The organism is Aquimarina agarivorans, from assembly GCF_000218485.1.
Lineage (GTDB): Bacteria > Bacteroidota > Bacteroidia > Flavobacteriales > Flavobacteriaceae > Aquimarina > Aquimarina agarivorans.
The window spans coordinates 1-23,302 of the sequence record NZ_AFPB01000158.1 but is presented as its reverse complement, the minus strand read 5'-3'; the positions used below and the strand labels follow the sequence as shown (position 1 = coordinate 23,302).

Below are 23,302 nucleotides of genomic sequence, written 5' to 3'. Positions count from 1 at the left end.
TCCGACCAGAGTACTTTTACATATATAGTCTGTAAGAAAATAAGTGTAGCTGTAAAAATCATATTCCAATAACATACTTTTAAAAAAATTAATCAATGATGTCAAATTCAAAAATTGCGTATAGTTTGATAAACAACATTCATTAGACTACTAATGATTAAAGAAATAAAAAGCTAATTTTTATTCGTTTTTTTTAAACTTTTTTACCACTCAAATTGTAGGAAGAAAAAGTTACCATTGCTAAACCAATAAAATTAGATGAATTAAAAAATAATTAATCAAGGTACAATACACTGAATGTTCTTTAAAGTTTGAAGGCCTAATACTGTAAAGATCAGCTAACGTATTTTTTAAATTTTAACCTTAAAAGAAAACAATGAAACTAAACATTTTGACCGCAACTAATAGCTTACTAGCCAGCTTCAAATTCAAAGGATGGTTGCTTTGCTCGATACTCCTATTTGGACTATCTTCCATGAATGCTCAAATTATCGATTTTGATGCTGTTTATAAAAACAATGGAAACTTATTTCAAAAATTGCAAAAAGCTTTAGCTGATGCCCCTTCAGGAGCTACCTTACTTTTCAAAAGTAAAAGCTACAGTATTAACAGCCCATTACCGTTAAAAATTAATAAGCCTATTACTTTTCAGGGAATAAATCCAGGAAATGATTTTAAAGCTGGACAAAGAGGATCTTCTGGTATTAAAACCGTAATTAACACCATTTCCAATATTACCATTCAATCTGACAACGTAAAATTTAAAAATATTGAATTGACTAGAAACAATCTGGGACAGGACGTGTATGATATTTTAGTAGATGCCAGGCATCCATCTTATACCGTTGATGAACCGTACAATACAAGACAAATACAGTACACTGGATTAGAATTTAGTAATGTAAAATTTAATGGAACTGCATATCCTTTTCACGCTGGGAATGGTATTGGAGCAAAATTTACAAATGTTTCCATTGTAAACTACAGACGAATTGGTTTTTGGACGGACAGAAAGGGACGAATTAACAAATCAAAAAAAATAACTTTTGACAAATGTTTTTTTAAGCCTGAAAGTATCGTAGAATTTGATGATAGAGCTATATCATTAGATGCTGGTAACACTGAATATCCAGCAGTTTGGGACCTGGAAAATACTACTGTAAAAAACTGTTCTTTTAATGATGCTGGTATTGCAGTCTCTCGTTGTAAAAACATGTTAATTACTGGATCAACATTTAACGATACTAAAGGTAAAGTTGATATGGCACATATTGAAGAATTTTCAAGTGACATCGCTATTTCAAATAATATTTTCAACTGTAATAAAGCGTTAACTAAAGTGATTGTACTTGACCGTGAATTACAAATTGTAAATGATATATCTATTACTGGAAATAGAATTACAGGTGCTTACGCTTTTTTTATATCAGCATACGCTCCATTTAATGTTCTTGTTTCAGGAAATGATTTTACTAATGCCTATTCAGGCAATCCAGTGCAACAAAATCCAGACTCTATTGACTTCACCTTTTATGAAAATAGAGGAATAGAGCCTATTCCGTTTGAAATACTTTCAAATAATATTCAAATTTATAATAACAGAGGTTTAGGTGATAATAAAAACAGAAACGTAAGAATGGATTTGCCAAAATCTGGCGCTGTTTATAGAATAGAAAACTACCGACCTAATCAAAGAACGATTCGTAGGATTGACCAAGCACCTCAACAAATAGCTGATGGTGTTTATGAAATTGTAAATTTGGCGACAAATAATAAACTAACTCAAGGATCTGGATCTGAATTGGTAACAGGCAACGGTACTGGTGATAACTTCAAGTGGAGAATCACTTCAAACACTCCTTACACGTATACTGTGCAAAACGTTGGAACTAACAGGTACCTTGAAACTGCAGTTGGTTATACTGAATTTAACATTTTTAACAACACCCCTGAAAATTTGTCTCCATACACCATTCAGTACGGACCAAATGTGGAAGATAAGCCTTACTGGACATTTTTTAAGCGTGGTAATTTTTATAATATTTTTGCAGGAGGTAATGAAAGACAGTCTGCTTTAGGTACTAACAATAATCAAGTAAATTTATTATTTGGAAAAGTTGGTAATCCCGATGGTACACGAAGTGTTAAAAATTTAGGTGATAATGCTAGATGGACTGTTAGAAGAGCTGGTAGTGTAGCTGATCAACCAATTTCAACAACCAATAGAACCCGATCAATTACGTTTAATAACAGAGCGTCGTTTATTGGAGCTGGAAACACAAACCCTTCTGTTACTTTTGAGCAAGTAATTCCTATTGAATATACTTACAGCACAGGAAAAACAAATAATAATGAGGAAGATTTAAGCTATGTTGCTGTTCAAATTAGACAAATAGATGCCGCAGGAACTGCTATAAATGAAAGTGAATTTACAACAATTTCATTTGATGAAGATGCTAATACAGGAACAGCTTCATACAATTATACAATTCCAACGGTATTTAACGATAATACAGCCATACCAACAACACTAAACCTTCCTAACGGACACACTTTACAATTACTATTGTTCATGTCAGTAGATGATAATGAAGGTTTTGCTGATGCTAATGATACTATTATTATAAATGCTAAGGACACTCCAAAAGTAGTTACTCCTGCTGAACCAACTACGCCTGCTCCAACTGAAAATGATAATAACGTTGCTCCTGTAGCTGACAATATTTATTATATTCAAAATAGGTTTACTGGAAAAAGAATTGGAAGTACAGCCAACACTAATGGAGCCATAGTTGTACAAATACCATCTACTTCTACAAGTGCTGAAAGCCAGTGGGAAAAAATTGATCTTCCTAATGGATATTTTTATTTGCAAAATGTAGCTTCTAAAAAGAACTTAACTCCATTTAATGAATTTTCAGGAAGTTGGTTAAAACAAGAAGCTGAAGCTGGAGATGAAGGACTTTGGAAAATAGTTTTAACTAATAGCGGTTTTTTCTACTTGCAAAATAAAGCAACAGACATGTACATCAGACCATTATCACAAGATGATACCAACAATGCCACAGGAAACAACTACCATATTGTGCAAAGACCGACGTCATACAATGGAATATGGACTCAATGGGCTTTTATTCCTGTAAATTCTGGTGCTAAAAACATTGTTGACGATACTACTATCCTTTCTTTTGAAGTATATCCAAATCCAGCTACCGAGTTTGTAACAGCAGAGTTAAGTGATCTTTTCAGCTATACAAACGCTACTATATCATTAATTGATATCAATGGAGCAACTATAATCACTCAAGATTATAGCCAAGATGCTAATAGAATTGATATTTCAAGTGTAGCTCCTGGGGTTTACTTCACTGTAATAAAAACTGCTGAACGAATTATCAGTAAAAAATTAATTATTGAATAATCACTTATTCAAACATTACATGGCATCGCTTTTTTATTAAAGTTATTGCTTTTTCTTTAAGACCATCTAAAAAAACAGTTTAGATGGTCTTATTTTATAACCATGTCTTATCAAAGCATTTTGATCTAAACTTAAAGTGTTGTACTTTAAAACTAAATTCAAGCGAATCTGTTAATTGGTGCTTATCATTCCCAAACTACACCAAATGATTTATCACTATCGTGTTGCCTAGCCTTGAACTAGCAAAAATAATTCAACTTGCTTGCATGAAATTATTACCCGTAAATCACGTAATTCAGCAATAGCATTTCCCAAACTAAAAAATTTTATGTCCCCTTACTTGAAAAGGGCATAAAAAACCTGATTATACTTGAATTGTTAATTTTTCATTAAAGCTTTTTTCAAAAAATTATAGCGAATCTAAATCTTAGCTTTCTTACATTTTACACCAATAATTCCTCTACCAAAAAACAAAAAGAAACTCTTTATTAAGTACTTACCACTTTTATTTTTAACAAAAACACTTAATCTAATATTTGCAAAATAAGCGTAAGCTAAATATTACGCTTACTCTAAAAATTTATTACTAAAACGTTTTTAAAGAATTAACATGTTTTTTTTTACGCTTAACTAATAGTATTTAATTTTTAAGGAAAGTATGATGTACTAATGTTACTACCTACGTATACCTATAATTTTCCTCTCTATAATTTACCTTCGGTGCCGCAAGTGACATAACGCCTTGCATTTAATTAAATATATAAACACGCTTTTTTATGAAAAAAAGAATTTTAGTAAGCTCATTATTGGGCTTAGTAAGTATCGTAATGAATGGACAAGACTGGGCTTCTACCCCCATCCCAGCTTATCCAGGTCCGGGCAAAGTCTGGAAATTACAAGATCAACATTCGGATGATTTCAATTACAATGGTAAAAATCAAAAGTTTTACAAAAATTGGAATGATCATTATTTTAATGCTTGGTCTGGTCCTGGGCTTAGTAATTTTACAAGCGCCAACTCACATGTGGCAGATGGTAACCTTATCATTAAAGCCTCTCCCAACGGAAACCAAAGGGTTTATTGCGGTGTAGTTACGTCAAAAACTAAAGTAAAGTTTCCTATTTACATGGAAGCTAGGTTGCAGACAATGAACCAGACATTATCCTCTAATTTCTGGATGCTTAGTCAAAATGACCGTCAGGAATTAGATGCCGTGGAAAGCTACGGAAGTGATCGTTCAAGCTTTGGCGATGAACATGTATTTGACTCAAGGCACATGAATTCCAACTATCATATTTTTGATAGAAATCATGAAAACAACACTATCATTAATGATAACACTTGGCAAAGAGACCATTATGTAACTGACCACCAACCATTAAAAAACAGACCTGCACTAAGAAACGGTTTTCATAACTATGCGATCCATTGGATTGACGAATGGAATATCGACTGGTATTTGGATGGTAAATTAGTCCGAAGAATTGCGCCAGGAACAAATGATGTTATTAAGGATCCACTTCAAAATAAAGGAATTTATGAAGAAATGTTCATGATTCTGGACGTTGAAGATCATGATTGGCGTTCAAATGCAGGACATATTGCTACGGTTAAAGAACTTTCGGATGAGTCTAAAAATAAAATGTACGTAGACTGGGTACGTGTTTATAAGCCCGTAAATGGCCGAGGAACACCAGCACCTAAAAATATTTTTTCTGACAACAACGTTCCTGTAAAAGGAATTACAGTTACTCCTATTGAAATTAGCATGCTAACTGGTGACACCAAATTTGTTGGAGGAGCAGTAATTCCTGCTTTTGCTACGGATCAAACAGTTTCATTTACATCAAGCAACCCATCGGTAGCTACTGTAAATAATGGAGGGGCTATTGTTGGTGTTTCCGCGGGTACAGCTACTATTTGGGGAAAAACCACCGATGGTGGCTATGTGGGGCAAACTCAAGTACGAGTGGCTCAAAATAACAAACCAAAAGTTGCTGTAAGCGGTGTAGCCATTACACCTTCAAACATCCAAATTGGTGTTGGTGGAACACGACAAGTTGCTGGTAGAGTAATTCCTGCGGAAGCTACTGAAAAATCAGTATATTTTGTATCCCAAAATACGGCTGTTGCTACTATAAATGCTTTCGGAATTGTTACTGGCGTAAATCCAGGAACAACTACAATTACAGTTACCGCTATTGATGGCAATTTTACCAATACAGCCACGGTACGAGTTACTGGTACTGCAGTTGTTGTTACACCTGTAGGGCCAAAACCCAGCCAAAATGCAGTACCTGTCAAGGGCATTACTTTAAGTCCTAATAGTTTAAAAGTTCAAATAGGAACTACAAAGCAACTTACAGGTAGAGTATCTCCTAATAATGCAACGGATAAAACAATGACCTTTACCTCCAGTAATCCTGCTATAGTTAAAGTCAATCAGTCGGGTAAAGTAACGGCTTTACGAAGAGGAAAAGCAACCATCACGGCAACTTCAACTGATGGTAATTTTAAAGATTCCATGACTGTTGTATCAGTAATTTTAGATACTACAAATCCAACGTCTAATACGCCAGATGCCGCTCCTACCAAAGTGACTGGTGTTATTTTAACCCCCACGGTTTTAAATGTTGCTGTTGGTCAAACAAAGCAATTTGCTGGAACGGTGCAACCAAGTACTGCTGCTGATAAAAGAGTATTCTTTACATCAAGCAATACCGCTATTGCTACTGTAAATCAACTAGGTGAAGTTACTGGCTTAAAAAATGGAAATGTAACAATTACTGCTACTTCAGTTAATGGAAACTTTACCGATACTGCCAATGTAAGTGTCGGAAATGCAAAAGCATCTTTTCCCAACAACACTAAGCCTGTTACTACAGTTTCCTCAACCACTTATTACTTGCAAAACCGTTACACAGGTAAAAGAATTGGAGTAACTAACAATGCAAATGGTACGGTAGTAGTTCAAACTCCTGTAAATGTATCAAATACCCGAAATCAATGGAAAAAAATTGATACCAAGGACGGTTATTTTTATTTACAGAACATAGCTTCAGGTAAAAACTTCACGCCTATTAATGAATTTTCCGGAAGCTGGCTAAAGCAGGAAGCTGAAGCTGGAAATGAAGGTTTGTGGAAAATTGTAACAACGGATAATGGGTATTTTCATCTTGAAAATAAAGCAACTCATATGTATGTTAGACCGATCAATTATGACGACACTGCCAATGCCACTGGAAATAATTATCAAATTATACAAAGACCAACCTCAGCCAAAGGATGGTGGACGCAATGGGCTTTTATTCCTGTAAAATCTGGAGCTAAAGAAATTGACGAACTTTCAATTGCAACAAAAATTTACCCTAATCCAGCAACTGATCTTGTTACAGTTGGTTTAACGGAAGTTTTTGCCAATGAAAATGCAACCATAACTTTAGTTACTATTAATGGAAGCATCGTAAAAAGTCAAAATTATTCTGAAACTACAACTATAAACGTTGCTGATTTAGCAACCGGCGTTTATTTTATTGTAATTGATGTAAATGGACGAAAGGTGAGTAAAAAATTAATTATTGAATAAATAATTTTTTAAGCTTCAAGTGTTATTTCTATTGAAAACCTTCTAAAATTTATTTTTTAGAAGGTTTTTTAATTTTAAGTCTAGTCCAACTACTATGGTTTTCAAATTCAAAAAAAACAAGTAGGTTTTTTTTCTACAACTCAGAGTCCTAGTTAAAAAATATTGATTTTAAATAGAAAACTAAATAATGAAAACAACAATATACTTTTTCACTTCAATATTTCCGCAATATTCGGCTTAAAATAATTTGGTCCTTTGAGCACCTTACCATCAGTTCTGTAAATTGGTTTTCCATCTGCATCTAATTTACTCATATTGCTTCGCTGAATCTCCTCAAATACTTCTTCTATTTTATGTTGCATGCCGTGCTCAATAATAGTTCCACACAAAATATAAAGCATATCACCCAAAGCATCAGCCACCTCAACTAAATCATTATTTTGGGCTGCCTCAAAATACTCTTCATTTTCTTCTTTCATTAAATTAAAGCGAAGAGTATTTTTATCAATACCTAAATCGGCCGTTGGCGTTTCTTTGTATCCTATTTTAAATGCAGTGTGAAATTCTTTAACCGCATTAATTTTGTCTTCCATGGAAATTGTTTTTGTAATTTTGTTATTTTAAAGCCTTAAGGAAATTATTTAACAACATGTAATGCATAATTTTTTTTTAAAGCTAAAAGACAAAAATAACAAACTATGTTCAGTCAAAAACAACTCATTTTTGCCATTTGCTTTTTTATAGCATTCGTAATTTTTATGGTATTCAGTTATCGAAAAGATATTAGCATTCACAAAAAATTTTATAAAGGAAGCTTCTGGATCTTATTGTTTTTTGTAGGTTTTATCTTATTTTTATTTGGCCTAAAAACGTATTTGAATTTTTAGAATAGAATTTTGGTTATTAATCATTGTGCATTAATAGCGCTAAAACTAGCATACCAAACTAAATAAACAATCATCCCAATCATGTTAAAAGTTTTAAAAAGTCTTTTTTACCTCATAGCCTTACTATTTATTGGAAGTTGTGTTTTTCTAGCTACCATTCCATCTAAAAATAGTCATAGTTATGAAATTAAGTTTGATAATGTTCCTAAAAAAATGATTCAAAATCAACTGATTCACTTTGAAAACTGGATCAATTGGGCCATTGTAGATACTACCAACTTGACAATAAAAAAAAACACAGATCCATTATTGAGCAATTTAAAAGTAGCCTTACCTAAAGAAAATGTATTTTCTATTGAAAACGAACTCGTGTTAGACTCCTTAGTACTACAAAAGGTATACACAAAAAAAGAGCGAAGTATACAATCCCTAAAATGGCAATTAGGCACGCAAAAAGTAGTCAATATAGTTTCGCTTACGCTAGAAGAACAACTGGGTTTTAAAGATAAAATCTATGACATATTTAAATGGAAAAACAACAAACGCTTGTGGCTTAAAAATTTACATACACGCTTACCACTCTTAAAACAACAACTAAACAAACGCGCTTCGGATTATAGCATTACCTATAGTGAGCAACAAAACTTTGGGCCTTTTCATTATGTATATTTAAGTGCCTCAGGACATGTAAATAATATTAGCCAAATTACACAAAAACATATTGCCACACTTGAGCAGTACTTAGCTGAGCATAACGTAACAAGTGCTAGTAAACCCGTTACCATATATAATGACTATAATGAACGTACTGGCGATTTAGTATTTTCAACAGCCATTCCAATAGCTACTGAAATTTTGATTCCAAGCGAGCTTGCCATCCGTTACGGAAAATTAGACAGCCTTTCCGTTTATAAAATGAACATTAAAGGAAACCCAAAATCAACTAAAATATTGTGGGATATTTTCAAAAAAACAAAGCAAACCACTTTAACTGACATGAGTGAAAAACGTTTTGAAATTTATGAAATAAATGAAAATCAAACCGACAATTACATACAATGGAAAAAGCAATTAGTGTGGGGGATTGCTGAAAAGAAAGATACTCAAAAAGATAGCATCATATACATTCCAAAAAATAGTTTGACTAACTAAGTAATTTAATCCATATTTAACATCGAAATAACATAGATTTAGCAAAAATTACAATAAATTCTGCTGAAATACCAAAAAAATCTATGAAATTACACAAAAAAAAGAATCAAATTCATTGATTTTTTAAGATAATGTTAAAAAACCCGTTTTTAAATACGCTATTCGCAAAAATTACGTTTTTTAAGTTAATTTTCTTGCGACCTCTCCAACTATAAATTATTTTTGACTTCGAAATAAGTAGCAATACTTATTTTTAAACGAGTAAAAGAATATTAACTATTTAACTATTATTATGAAAAAAAATTTCTTTAAAGGAGCAGCCTTAGCTGCATTATCCTTAGTAGGTTTTGCTGCTATGGCTCAGGAAGAAGAAGCTGCTACTGAATCTACCTTTGATTTAAGTGGATCTGTTGATACTTATTTTCGAACTAATATCGGTGGAAAAAATGCCAACAATACTGGAAATGGTGCTTTAATTGCTCCAAGTAGTGCTTTTGCCAATGCAGATGGTTTTGCTTTAGGTATGGCTAATCTAATTGCTAGTAAACAAATAGGAAAAGTTGGATTTGTAGCAGATTTAGTGTTTGGACCTAGAGGAACAGACGCAGTTTTAAACACTACGGGATCTTCAAATATCGTGAATCAATTGTTTGTTACTTATGCTGCATCTGATGCCGTTACTTTAACTTTTGGTAACTTTAACACTTTCTTAGGATATGAAGTAATATCACCTGCAGGAAACTTTAACTACTCTACATCTTATATGTTTTCGAACGGGCCATTTTCTCATACTGGATTGAAAGCTGACTTTGCAATTGACGATAACTGGTCTGTTATGGCAGCTATACTTAACGCAACTGATTATACAAATAATAACTTAGCCGGAAAATATTCTGGTGGTTTACAGGTTGGATATTCAAACGATGCAGGTAGTGCTTATTTAAATGTATTGTATGGAAATCAAGCTGATTTCGATGAGCAAGCTATACAAAATGAAACTTTCCAGATTGATTTAACCACTGGATGGGATCTATCAGAAGAGTTTTATTTAGGAGTAAATGCTACTTACAATACTACTTCTTTTGAAGGTAATGTTGACGATGCTGGATTCTATGGTGCTGCGTTATACCCACAATATGCTATATCAGACGCTTTTACATTAGGTTTAAGAGGTGAATATTTTGAAGTTTTTAAAGGTGGATTAACAGAAGCTTTTAGATTAGACGATGAAGGAAATGGTTCTGTATTCGCTACAACTTTAACTGGTTCTTATACAGCTGGAAACTTAACAATTAAGCCTGAATTACGTTTAGATTCAACTTCAGAAGATACTTTCTTAGAAGATTCTAATGGTGATGTTGGTAAATCTTTAGCTTCTTTCGTATTAGGTGCTATCTACTCTTTCTAGTCTAAATAATACATAACTTTAGAAAAGTTAAGATTACAATAATATATACAACACCCACGCAAAGCGTGGGTGTTGCTGTTTTATATAGCTATGCCAATTGAGTGTTTTATCATAGCGATAGCGGAGGGAAAATGTATCGAGAACACATTACTCAAATCGCTCGAAGCAGTACTAGGTTCAATGCTGAACTGAGTATAATTTCTAAAACAACTTCTGTAAATAGGCTATAGGTTTCTTTTATTTTTTTATGTTTACTGCTAGCTTAATTTCTTGTTAAAAGAATTACATCAATGAAAACAATAATATTGCTCATACATTGCCCTGACCAACAGGGTATAATTGCTAAAGTCACTAATTTTATTGCTGAAAACAAAGGAAATACGGTTTATTTAGAACAACACGTAGATACCGATGAAAGTGCCTTTTTTATGCGCTTGGAATGCGAATTTGATAAAAACGCCCATGCAATTGATTTATTTGAAACTAGATTTGCCAATGAAATTGCTGCGGAATTGAAAATGGAATGGCAACTATTTGATCCTGCTGTAAAACCTAAAATGGGTATTTTTGTTTCAAAATATTCACACTGCTTGTATGACATATTAGGGCGTCATGCTGCAGGTGAGCTTGGTGTTGAAATTCCTGTAATTATAAGCAATCATACCGACATGGAGACGGTAGCTAAAAACTTCAACATTCCTTTTAAACACATTCCTGTAACAAAAGCAACTAAAACTTCTGCAGAAGCGGAACAAACAGCAATCCTAAATGCTTACAAAATTGACTTTGTTGTATTAGCGCGCTACATGCAAATACTTTCTGCTGATTTTGTGGATCAATTTACGCATCGCATTATTAATATTCACCACTCTTTTTTACCTGCGTTTCCGGGAGCTAAACCTTACCATTCCGCACACAAAAGAGGCGTTAAAATTATTGGCGCTACATCGCACTATGTAACTTCGGACTTGGATGAAGGTCCAATTATTGAGCAAGAAGTGGTCAATGTTTCGCACACGCATAGCATTCAGGATTTTATTGCTAAGGGCAGAGATGTTGAAAAAATTGTACTTTCAAGAGCTATTAAACATCATATTGATCGAAAAGTATTGGTATATAACAATAAAACCGTAGTTTTTGACTAAAATTTAGGCTATTTTATAAAAAAATCTTTCTGATATCTTAAAATTCGTTGAAATTTGATATTTGAATTGATTACAAATCATACAAATCACTTTTAAATTTAAAACTCATGAAAAAAATTTTATACCTATCCATCCTATTACTTTTTTGTAATTGTCATGAATTGCAGCAAGTAGTTAACAATTTACCAACGGGAACAACGGGTTCAACAGGATTAAGCAATGATTATATTGCCCGTGGCTTACGCGAAGCTTTGGATAAAGGAATTTCAACTCAAGTAACTAAATTGACTCAAAAAGACGGATTTTTCAAAAATGAATTGGTAAAAATCATTCTTCCTGAAGAATTGCAAAAAGTTGACAATACACTACGAAAAATTGGATTGAGTAAAATGGCTGACGAAGGACTAAAAGTGCTCAATCGAGCTGCAGAAGATGCTGTTGGAGAAGCTACTCCAATATTTGTTAATGCAGTAAAGGGAATTACTTTTGCTGACGCAAAAAATATTCTTTTGGGTGATAATAATGCTGCTACCCAGTACTTGAACGGAAAAACCAATACGGCGCTTTACCAAAAATTTAGTCCAGTGATTACAAAATCGTTAGGAAAAGTTGGAGCTACTAAAATTTGGGCAAATATAATTAACCGCTACAATGCTGTTCCTTTGACCAATAAAGTAAATCCTGACCTTACCGATTACGTTACAAAACAGGCTTTGACTGGCGTATATACCATGATTGGTGTGGAAGAAAAAAAGATTAGAACTCAGCTAAGTTCAAGAACTTCTGATGTACTACGCAAGGTATTTGCTTTGCAAGACAATTTAAAGTAATATTTCACTTACTTTAATTTAAAAAAGCGACTAAATACCTAAAATTTAGTTCGCTTTTTTTTGCTTTTATCAAATTTTAACATATAAAAATAAATTACTGTAGCACAATTACTTATTCTAATTTTTCCTATCAAATTGTTGCAAACAGCTGCCACCAGTAAACTTAAAAAAACGTCTTTTTATCAAATAGTTTTATCTTTGTCAGAAAAGTAAAGACTATTTGTATGAAAAAAATTTACACTTTTTTAATTGCTTTGTTCTTTTGTTTGCACTTTTCTTCTTGTGAAAAAGATGAAGCGACAATGCCTTCAGAATCTGAAGAAATCATTGATTTAGAAAATATTGATAGCAATGAATCTGACACCAATGAGGTGGATGATGAGGATACTAATGACTCAAGCGATGCTGAGGAAAGCGATGAAGATGTTCAAAACACAGAAGAAAATCCTGAAGAAGAAGAATCAGATACACAGGAAGCTGAAAATCCGCCTGTTTCTACTGACAATCCCGACCCTGAAAAAGTAGATGAAGAAGAACAATCAGAAAATGATACTGAAAATAACTCTACTGAAGCAAAATTAATTGGAACTTGGAATGTAATTGATTTTAGTGTTTCTAACGGAAAATCGAGCAGAAGTTTTGGAGGACGCACATCCACAAGCACTACCGAAATAACCTTCAAGGAATTTGGAACTGATTATTCATTTTTAGCAAATTTTAATGCAAATAAATCCGTTAGCGCTACGGGTAATATTAATTATACCCGAGTTACCAAAGCACCTTTGAAAACTATAACCCAGTTTTTCACAAAAGGAAAAGATTATTTTGGCAGCAATTGGGAACTACTTGATGGTAATTTTATAAAAACTACAAATAATACTAATGATCAACAGCTTTTTAAAATCGTTAATATTACTAATACGGAAATGACATTATCATTTGATATGTCGCAAACCAGTAGAGGGATCGAAAAAAGTTGAAGGGGAAAGAATTATTATTTTAAAAAAGCAATAGCTACCATAAACTAATTTAAGATATTTAAAAGCTAAGTGATATAAATATACCGCTTAGCTTTTTGCTTATAAATGCTTGTGTATAAATTTATTTTAAAGCAACTATAATAATTTTAAGAATAATAATTAGGATAGTGTCTTTCCTTAGGGATGCCACTCAAAGCGTGGTTTAAACCGTGATTGTTTTTCATCAACTTCATTTCCACCTTTTCGGAAGAAATAATTGACGATTCAACTGCTGAATTTTGAACTGATTGTTGTGCTAACAATGACTGATTTAGGCATAGGCATACTATCCCAATAATGAAATTTTTCATAATTGATTGATTTTAAATAATATGTATTTTAGATTATTTTACTGAAGTGATCTGATATCCTTGATTTTTTAATGCTTCCAGCAGGCCATCTTCTCCATACAAATGCATGGCTCCTACTAAAACCAACTCCACTTCTTTCGTATTAAAGTATTCAGGAATTTTTGCAAGCCACTTGTCATTACGCTCTTTTAACAATGTAGCATATACTTTAGGGTAATTTGTTTCAAATTTTGCAATTTCATCACTTAAATGTTTAGCATTTCCATTTTTTAAAGCTTCTACTAATTGATTCAATATGGTTTCCATATCACGCAAATCTTCAATAAACTTTAACATCATAGCGTCCTCATTTCCTGCTCCTGAATTTAACAGAATTGCTATTTGTTCATCGGGTGTTTCAAAGTAAGTGATTGGTTTTTTTGCACTGGTCGCTTTATCATAAAAAAATTGATCAATACCACCTGGTTGAAAACCTAATTGCATTATTTTTTGACCTGTAATCATTGTAACTGCCATAAATGGTTTAAAGCTTTGTAGCATAGCCAAAGGAATTCCTGAGGACTCACAATATTTTTCAAATTCAGCAAAGGTTTCTGGTTTTAAATGGTCTTTTAACGTACTCCGGTCGGCGTAAACAGCCTGAGCCATCATCTTTTGAGCAAACTCTGGTGTTTTTAAAACTTCCATATCGGTTTCAAAAACTAACGTTTCTGCTTTTTCAAAAGCTTGATTGTATGCTTCTGGTAAAGGAAAATCTGTGGATCGGAGCGCGTGAATAGTACCTCCTAAAAATAATTTGTCATTCCCTTTGGATACTTCCCAAACATGACTTTGTGCCGTTGCGGAACTAAAAAGTCCCAAAAATGTAAGTGTTGTTAAAACAATTTTTTTCATAAGATTGCGTATTTAAGTGAGTTTTTTATTTTTTATAATTAACAAATGCATTGTCAGATTTGGTGATGATATCTTTTTTTGTAATCACATTTTCTAATGAGGTTGTACTATTTCCGCTCGCTTTAATAATTAAATGATCTATATGCGACGGTTCTCCATAATTAAAATGCGTATTGTTGGTATCAGTAGTGTGATAAATCAAGCTATCTAATTGTGTACCGTGCAAACAAAAATCACTAGCTCCAGCACCTTTGGCCTTTAACGTATGTAATTTATTAGCTTGAATGTACACGTTGGAATTTTTAAAATTGATGGATTTAATTGTATCGTAAAAAACAACCAAACATTTATAATGATCAATTTTAGAAGCATTAGTTGTATAATTTTCACTAAAGTCAATATATAAGGTATCATTTTTTGTTGTAGCTGTAAATTTGCCCTTCATATCATCTTTGTATTTTGTTAGTGTGGTTCCTTTTTGGTAAAAACTAATCAAGCCTCTATTATTGCCTTCAACCACTACATGGGCATAAGCACCATAGTTATCTGAATTGGTGTATTGACTAAAACGAGTACTTTTATAAATTTATCGTATTGTTTGTTTAACGATATTTTGTCATAAATTAAAGTGGAACAAATAAATGCTGCCAAAACTAAAAGTAAAAGGTTACTAGTTTTCATTTGTTTTGTTATTTAAATAGTTACTGTACTTTTCTTCAAATTGATTGATATCTATTTGAAGTAATTCCATGTTTTTAAAAACGTCTGGCAATACTTCTTCTACAAATTGTATTCTTTTCATTTCCATAACTTTTTGCGTTGCTTTTTCCATAACAAAATAACCACGTCCTCTTTTGGTGTAAATAATTTCATGTTGCTGCAACCATTCGTAAGAACGCTGCACTGTGTTTGGATTTACCTCTAATTTTACAGCCATATCTCGAATACTTGGAATTTTTTCTTCTTCTTTAAATTCATTTAAAAGCAGTTTATCGCAAATACTTTCTGCTATCTGTATATAAATTGAGGTGTTTTTTTTGAATGCTGCGCTCATACCTCTTTTTCTTTTAGTTTAAAATAATTGATTGAAAGCAGAAGCATTATCATAGGAAGTATTACAAAAATTGCAATTTCGAAGCGATCCAGTCCAGATCTAATGACATAATCTTCATATTTTTCTAAATTATTTACAAAATTAAACTCTGTGAAAGGCAACTGTACCCAAGAATTTTTGGTCATAGTATCCTTAAAAAATAAATAATTCAATACATAGTTAAGTGGCATATAAAGTATAGGAAGTAACCACACTCTAAATCGTTTTGCTAATTCGCCCAAACTAATATCCAGCATATAGTATAAAGCAAAAAGGTAGTTTAATAGCAAAAAGAAATAACCAATCCTGTTATTAAAAAGAATTTTATGATTAATATGCACTTTAGCATTAAGCATTTTAGTGTAAGCCTCATTTTTAAAATCTTCCATTATGTACCAAAAAGAGGTATCCATAATTTTAAAAATGATAAAAAATAATAAGCTACTGCCTATGACAATAACAACATTTTGAAATACACTTTTTTCAAATTTTGAATTTGGCAAACTTAAAAGTGATACTGTTTTTATTTTACTTTTAAAAAGTTGCTTGTAAATTATAAATATAAAAGCATGCGAACCTCCATACACAAGAATAAAAAATAGAATCCACCTAAAAACAATATAAAGCTCAGGCTCCAACACACAAATACGAAGTATAAACAAACTAATAAAAATTAACACCCCGATTGCAACCATTAGGCTTTTACCTTTTTCATAAAATACCTGTTTTAAAAGATTTGAAAACCTTTTAAAATTAAATATCTCGTTCCTCATCTTTTTACTTATTTAAAACGTTAATTATAGCATCTGGATTTGAAAAACACGCAGTAACAAGCATTTCAATATCCAATTCTGTATGAATCCCCTCTATATTTTTTTCAATCACTTTGTACCCTCCAATGGTCTCTTCACATAATAGTACATCATCAATATATTCAGGTTTGCTGTTATAGAAATTAAAAGCAATTTTTTCAGTAATATCAAAAACACCTTCATTGACCAATAGTTTTTTATCATTTATTACCAAAACATGATCAATAACTTGCTCCAAATCTCTTGATTGATGTGTTGAAATAATGATAGTCCTCTCATCATTCATTAATGAGGCAATAATTTTACGAAACTGATTTTTTGAAGGAATGTCTAATCCATTAGTAGGTTCATCCAAAATCACAAATCCAGTATTACAAGCAAATGCAAATGCAAGCATGAACTTTTTTTGTTGGCCGAATGAAGCCCGGTAAGGTTTCTCAATTTCAGCAATTGAAAAAGCTTTTAAATAAGATTCAAAATCAGTCAATGAAAAATTTGGATAATAAGCTGCATAAATGGCTAAAAAACTAGCTTTTTTTATCTTAGGCAGCTCTAAAGTATCTGGAACCATAAATACATCATTTAAAAAAGATGGTAAGCGATCCGATGGAGAATAATTATTCACCAAAATTTCACCTTCTTTTGGGAAATTCAACCCACTGATAGCATTCAGTAACGTAGTTTTACCACTCCCATTTTCACCAAACAGACCATATATTTTCCCTTTTGGCAATTTAAAATTGAAGCCCGAAAAGAGTGGCTTTTTTTTGTTATAATAAAAACAGTAGTCTTTAAATTCAATCATAATTTAGTGTATTAGATTACTAGTACACTACAAATAAAAGTAATTTTATCTTATTATCAAACACTTGTAAAGAATATTTTTTAGAACTTTTTGTTTTTTTTGTAAACGGTCTAATATTCTAATACCGTTTAAAACATAAAATTTTCCTTTTTAAATGGTTCTTTTTCGTTTAATACTTTAAAATGAAATATTGACTTAGCTAAGACTAAGCTTATGTTTTCTCTATTGTTCAAACAAAAAATTCCAAATTTTTATTCAGGGAATTTCAAAATTAGAACCACTATAAATGGCAATAGGTAATTAATTGTAGTTTTAATATCAGGCACTCAAATGGTATTGCAAATATATTTACGATACACCTTTATTGAGATTGGCATTATAGAATAAGCGACTACACTAAATATACGTTCTAAAATTCAAGCAAAAGACATCATTAATATTAAAAAGGAGGAAGAATAATCACAAGAATGTTTTAAAAAACACTAGTTTTTATAAATAGACTCATTAAAATATAAATTAAAAATGACACTTAAAAGGAATTTTTGTTCTTTTCGACGTTTTTAACAAAAAAATTAACTTTTATTTTAGAAATATAGACACTTTGTAAGTAGATTCGCCTAAAATTTGTAGTGAAAAATGTTACCAATTTATGAATAGCAATTTACATTTTAAACACTACACCTAACCAATTGTCTGAAAATCAAATTTAATGTACACTAAATAAAAACCATGAAACAAAACAACCTCAAAAAACAAAACTTCAAACACACAAAAATTATGTGGGTGTTTTTATTAGCGCTATTTAGCTTATCATTTTCTGCTTCTGCTGATGGTGTTACTAATAGGACTACTTACAATAAACTTTCTGCAGGAGACCTAATTGCTATTAAGTCTAGTAACAGCAGGTTCATTTCTTCAGAAAATGGACAAAAACCAATTACAAGTAATAGAAACAAAATTGGTTATTGGGAAAAGTTTAAATTAATTAATGCTGGTCATGGTTTTTTTGCACTAAAAGGAAGTAATGGACGCTTTATATCTTCCGAAAATGGTAAAAAATTTATGACCTGCAATAGAAAATCAATAGGATGGTGGGAAAAATTTCGTATTGTTAGACTAAAAAATGGTCAATTTGCACTTAAAGGAACTAACGGAAGATTTGTGTCCTCCGAAAATGGAAACAAACCATTAAAATGCAACCGTAAAAATGTGGGGCCTTGGGAAAAATTTTCAATTAAAATTTTAAGTAAACCTTTTAATATTATTGTTAACGCAGGAAAAATAAGAAAAACTCAAGTTGCCTGTGGTGCTTTTCAACCTCAAAAATTAATTGGTATTCCTGCCAAAACAAGTAATGGAAGCCATCCTATTTACCAATGGCAAGTAAAAAATGACATGAATAGCCAATGGCAAAATATCTCAGGCGCTAATGCTATTCATTATACTCCTAATTTTGCTAACATAGGTTCAAAATGGTTCCGAAGAATCGCTAGAGCAAAAAACAGCAGTAAGTATCTTTCCTCAAATGTAATCGATATTCATGCCCGAGAAATTCCTGATGCATCTGTAAAAGTTACTCCTATTGATTGCGATTCAGAAACAGGTAAAATCACGCTTAATTTTAAAAACTTTTCTAGCAGATTATACCTTCAATTTTCTATCGATAATGGTGGTAATTTTATTTGGGTTGATGACAAATTAGGTAGTTATACTTTTGATAATTTATCTGCTGGTTCATATAGTATAATTACAAAATGGGGAGATGGAGATTGCCCTGTATCCTTAGGTACACACGTAATTAATGATGAAAAAATCCCTCTTGAAACATTTACCAGTAATAACCAAACAATCTGTAACCGTGAATCAACAACACTTACTGCTATAAGTGAAGGGGCTATTTTATGGTCCACTGGTGAAACTACACAATCAATTACTGTTAACCCTGAAGCAACAACAACCTATACGGTTAGTGCTACCAAAGGAAATTGCAAATTAACTGACGAAGTTGTTGTAACAATTAGTACCCCTAAAGTAAAAGTTGAAAATCAAACTATTTGCAAAGGAGATACTGCAATATTAACAGCTATTGGTGAAGGATCTGTGCTTTGGTCTAATGGGGCTACTACACCTTCTATTAAAGTTACTCCCAACAAAACAACTACTTATACAGCTACACTTACTAACAACCAAGGGTGTACTGCTACAGCAGAAGCTACTGTTAACGTACACGCAGCGGATGTAAAAATTGACGGGCCTATTGATATAAATATTTGTTTAGGTGAAGAAGTAATAATTACTGCTACTGAAGCCGATACCTATGCGTGGTCTACTGGCGAAACTACACAGTCAATTACCGTAGCTCCTACCGAAGATGCCTGGATTTTCCTTAATGCAACTAAAAACGGATGTAATGCTATTAGACAAGTAGTTGAAATTTTGGTTGAAGATTCACTTAAAGAAGCTACAATTAGTCCAGACGCTACTATTGAAGAGGGCTCGGCAATACAACTTATCGCTACGGGTGGTGATACTTATTTATGGAACGATGGAGACACAAATAGTACAAAGACCGTTTCTCCAATAGTTACAACAAACTATTCAGTTTTAATCACTAAAGGAAACTGTAATGCTGAATATAATACAACAGTTAATGTGACTGAAATTAAAGATCCATGTACAAAAGAAATATACAATGTTACTGCTTTTCCTAATCCTATTTCAAATGTAGGCGATTTAACAGTAAATGTTTCAATTAAAGAATCTCAAGAGATTACTTATGCATTTTATAAAATGGACGGAAACATCATAGGACCTTTAAAAACTGTTCAGTTTGCTAGTGGCTGTAATGAAATTGCAATTGATATGGGATCTCATTGTAATTTTAAAATTTCAGAAACCTATTTTTTAATTGTAAACGGAAATGGATGGACCAAAAACATCCAAATAGTTACACTCCCTAATTAAATTATTCAAATTTTTAAAAAGGCTGCCACTTAAATGGTAGCCTTTTTTATTTAAATCAACATAGTGATTTGATATTTTTTATAAAATGTACCGATTTCAAAATATCAATATCGATTTCAATCTATCTTTCTTGCTTTTCAACAAAAAAATAAAAGCTAAACATATGATAATTATATTATTAAAATTTGAAAAATAAGTAAAAAATAAAAATACGTAACTAAAACTTTAATCTTAACTATTTATTCAGAATTACTATGAATTAAAACCAATTACATTAAGAATTTAAAAAAATTGTCTAATTTTTTTAGATAATTGTCCCCTAAAAAAACGTCAACTCTTTTTACTATGCTTAGTATTAGTATTTATTCATTTAATCAATTAAGCCTTCAAGTAAAAAAGTCTTCATTTTATCTGTAAGATTACTCTTAAACAATGTCTACTACCTAAAGGTTTTATTTAATTTGCTGTAATATTTACGTCCAAGCTTTTTAAAAATAACTACAGCTCAATCAAACAATTTTCATTGTTAATTAATGTTGTTTTAAACTTTGCATTTCATTTTTAGCTCATACTCCGAAATCAGTGCAATTTTAAAAAAAAGGTTTGTCCGATTAATCAAAAAACAACAATCATGAAAAAATTATTTCTTTTAACTACTTCACTTTTATTATTTACAGTTTCGGTGTTAGCACAAAACGGGAGCTCTAATTGTTCCGCTGATACTGCTTGTTATGATACTAATTATGCTGAAATTAAAGAATGGGCTACCGCTGGAAGAAAAGGTGGAATACCTAATATTACCAAAGTAAAAGCTACGCTAAGTCCTGGAGATAACATTCAAAATGCTATTGATAGAGGTGGTGCTGGTGTTGTATTACTTAATAATGGTACCTACACAATTAATAGTCGGCTTAACATGAAAGATGGCGTGGTACTCCGTGGTCGAAATAAAAGAAATGTAAAATTAAGTGTTAAAATGAAAAGCGGTAGAGCCATAACATTTGGTAGAAACACTAATAACGCTGGAATCGAAAATTTGCGCATGGTTTATGAAGCGTTACCAAATCCACCTGTTGCTTATAGAAACTACAGAGACGGATTTAGAGATGGTGCTTTTTGTAGAGAGTGTTTTAACAATGATTTTCCTCAAAACAATAATGTATTTGTTCGATTTGAGGGAAGTGACAACTGGGTTGATAATGTTGATTTTATCAATAGTGGTTCTGACCCCGTTGAAATTTTTGGAAATCACAATACGTTTAGAAACTCATTAGTTGACAATTGCTACAACAAAGGAGGCGGTGGAGAAGGATATTTTGATATCCGTGGTGATTATAATCTTGTTATTGGTTCTACAGTGAGACTTATACGCCATTTTGCGATTCAAAATGGGGCTAAATATAACGTAATTTATGATAATGAAATTGAAGTTGACATTAATTTTCATAATGGAGACGACGGTAGAAATTTAATTGAATCAAATAATATTACAAGACCATCTTGGCACACATGGGGAGTATTTGCTACTGGTGGTGCTAGATATGGTCACGACCAACCAGGGCCTAGAAATATAATATTCAACAATACTACATTTGATCACCGACAAAGGAGGGCTGAATTTTCAACCCGAAACGTAGTATATACTTACAGAGGCTATGGGGATCCTGATCAAACGAATTGGTCAGTGCCTAAATGCGGGTCATTTTATGCCGTAAAGTGTAATTCAGGAGGCAATAATAATCCCCCTCCTGCTCCTAGTCCAACTCCTACACCTACACCTGCTCCTGCTCCTCCCGTAACTGGTAATAACACTATAGTTATTGAAGCGGAGCGCTTTACTAACACCAGCGGAGTATTTGATGATGCTTTAGTTGGAGGACCTGGCAAAGGTGTTAGCGCAACAAACTTTAGCATCAATTATGTAAATTCTCAGGATTACGTTGAATACAGCGTTACTATCCAAAATTCTGGCACGTACGCTATTGAATACCAAATAACCTCACCTTCAGATAACGGACAAATACAGTTTAGCGTAAATGGCAATTTGGCAACAACAACGAATGTTCCAAATAATGGCTCATGGGATAATTACAGTGCATTAAATGGAGGTAATGTAACATTTAATTCAGGTGGCAATAAAACAATAAGGATTACCGCATCAGGTAGTAATGATTGGCAATGGAATCTTGACAAAATTACGCTAACAAAAACGACAAACGCAGGGAGTAATCCCTCAAATAATAATGGAGCACCAATTGGTCGAGTGATTTCATTACGAAAATCTGGTGGTGATCGCAAATTTGTTTCCGTTACAAATAATTTTGATATTAAAGCAAATGCTGGAAACGATAATAACAACTCCCAAAGATTTAGAATTGAAAGAAACCCAAGAGGCGGTATTGCTTTAAAAAGCTTACGAAATAATAAATATGTACAATCAATAAATTCAGATAAGAGTAAAACATTAAAAGCTCGTGGTGAAAACCCTTTAAGTTGGGAGCGTTTTGAATGGAATGATTTAGGAAATGGTAAAGTTGCCTTAAGAAGTTTACAAACTAATGGTTGGGTACAGGCTTCGTGGAGAGACAATAATGCTAGAGTACTCCCTAGAGGCGCTGAACCAAAAGGATGGGAAACTTTTGAATGGAGAGTGGTTTCTGGTAATAAAATTTTAGATTCGAATGATAGCTCCTTGATTTCAATTTATCCAAACCCAAAACCCGACACGGATCATTTTGTAAACATTACTGGTCTAGAAAATGGAACTCGAGTATCAATTGTTACCCTTAATGGAGCAATAATTAGCAGTCAATTAATTAACAACGGTACTATTACAACTACAAATTTAGCTACAGGTATTTATTTTATAAAAACACCTCATCATACTGTAAAGCTATTAGTTGAATAACATTCTATTAACTATACATACCAAAAAAGGGTTCAATTTTTCACAATTGAACCCTTTTTATTAATA

General features: G+C 32.3%; 15 protein-coding genes. 9 read left to right on the top strand and 6 right to left on the bottom strand.

Going from position 1 to position 23,302, the window contains the following annotated elements; translation table 11 throughout:
• Positions 1–376 precede the first annotated feature (376 nt).
• A complete protein-coding gene (locus GMC_RS22325; RefSeq protein WP_238527987.1) occupies positions 377–3,421 on the top strand; it encodes a T9SS type A sorting domain-containing protein in 3,045 nt (1,014 codons plus the stop codon).
• 776 nt (positions 3,422–4,197) lie between these two features.
• A complete protein-coding gene (locus tag GMC_RS0111995) occupies positions 4,198–7,008 on the top strand; it encodes an Ig-like domain-containing protein (protein WP_010522361.1) in 2,811 nt (936 codons plus the stop codon).
• Positions 7,009–7,217: 209 nt separating this feature from the next.
• Here the strand turns inward: GMC_RS0111995 and GMC_RS0111990 are convergent, their stop codons facing one another.
• Positions 7,218–7,601: a pyrophosphohydrolase domain-containing protein gene (locus tag GMC_RS0111990; protein ID WP_010522360.1), complete on the bottom strand. Its 384-nt coding sequence runs from the start codon at positions 7,599–7,601 to the stop codon at positions 7,218–7,220.
• Positions 7,602–7,976: 375 nt separating this feature from the next.
• Between GMC_RS0111990 and GMC_RS0111985 the strand changes: the two genes are divergently transcribed.
• The 5 genes from GMC_RS0111985 (at position 7,977) to GMC_RS0111965 (ending at position 13,410) form a co-directional block, all read left to right on the top strand.
• Positions 7,977–9,047 carry a hypothetical protein gene (locus GMC_RS0111985; RefSeq protein ID WP_010522359.1) on the top strand — a complete coding sequence of 357 codons (1,071 nt, stop codon included), beginning with the start codon at positions 7,977–7,979 and terminating at the stop codon, positions 9,045–9,047.
• 292 nt (positions 9,048–9,339) lie between these two features.
• The gene (locus tag GMC_RS0111980) at positions 9,340–10,455 is read left to right on the top strand and encodes a porin (RefSeq protein WP_010522358.1); all 1,116 of its coding nucleotides are present in this window, start codon (positions 9,340–9,342) and stop codon (positions 10,453–10,455) included.
• A gap of 290 nt (positions 10,456–10,745) precedes the next feature.
• On the top strand, positions 10,746–11,600 hold the full coding sequence (gene purU, locus GMC_RS0111975) for a formyltetrahydrofolate deformylase (protein WP_010522357.1): 855 nt from the start codon (positions 10,746–10,748) through the stop codon (positions 11,598–11,600).
• A 107-nt stretch (positions 11,601–11,707) separates the two neighbouring features.
• The gene (locus GMC_RS0111970) at positions 11,708–12,430 is read left to right on the top strand and encodes a DUF4197 domain-containing protein (protein ID WP_010522356.1); all 723 of its coding nucleotides are present in this window, start codon (positions 11,708–11,710) and stop codon (positions 12,428–12,430) included.
• A gap of 224 nt (positions 12,431–12,654) precedes the next feature.
• Positions 12,655–13,410 (top strand): hypothetical protein, encoded by a 756-nt coding sequence (locus GMC_RS0111965; protein WP_010522355.1) that lies wholly within the window; start codon positions 12,655–12,657, stop codon positions 13,408–13,410.
• 383 nt (positions 13,411–13,793) lie between these two features.
• Here GMC_RS0111965 and GMC_RS0111960 read toward each other — a convergent pair whose 3' ends face one another.
• The 5 genes from GMC_RS0111960 to GMC_RS0111935 form a co-directional block, all read right to left on the bottom strand.
• A complete protein-coding gene (locus GMC_RS0111960; protein ID WP_010522354.1) occupies positions 13,794–14,654 on the bottom strand; it encodes a TraB/GumN family protein in 861 nt (286 codons plus the stop codon).
• Positions 14,655–14,679: 25 nt separating this feature from the next.
• A complete protein-coding gene (locus GMC_RS0111955; RefSeq protein WP_138940620.1) occupies positions 14,680–15,150 on the bottom strand; it encodes a hypothetical protein in 471 nt (156 codons plus the stop codon).
• Between the two features lie 174 nt (positions 15,151–15,324).
• Positions 15,325–15,708 (bottom strand): GntR family transcriptional regulator, encoded by a 384-nt coding sequence (locus tag GMC_RS0111945; RefSeq protein ID WP_010522352.1) that lies wholly within the window; start codon positions 15,706–15,708, stop codon positions 15,325–15,327.
• Entirely contained in the window at positions 15,705–16,520 is an 816-nt protein-coding gene (locus GMC_RS21710) for a hypothetical protein (RefSeq protein WP_010522351.1), read from the bottom strand. Before GMC_RS21710 ends, GMC_RS0111945 begins: the two co-directional genes overlap by 4 nt.
• Before the next feature lie 4 nt (positions 16,521–16,524).
• On the bottom strand, positions 16,525–17,364 hold the full coding sequence (locus tag GMC_RS0111935; protein ID WP_010522350.1) for an ABC transporter ATP-binding protein: 840 nt from the start codon (positions 17,362–17,364) through the stop codon (positions 16,525–16,527).
• 729 nt (positions 17,365–18,093) lie between these two features.
• Between GMC_RS0111935 and GMC_RS0111930 the strand changes: the two genes are divergently transcribed.
• Positions 18,094–20,328: a DUF8696 domain-containing protein gene (locus GMC_RS0111930; protein ID WP_010522349.1), complete on the top strand. Its 2,235-nt coding sequence runs from the start codon at positions 18,094–18,096 to the stop codon at positions 20,326–20,328.
• A 631-nt stretch (positions 20,329–20,959) separates the two neighbouring features.
• Complete coding sequence (locus GMC_RS20780) at positions 20,960–23,236, top strand: carbohydrate-binding protein (RefSeq protein WP_010522348.1); 2,277 nt, start codon at positions 20,960–20,962, stop codon at positions 23,234–23,236.
• Positions 23,237–23,302 lie beyond the last annotated feature (66 nt).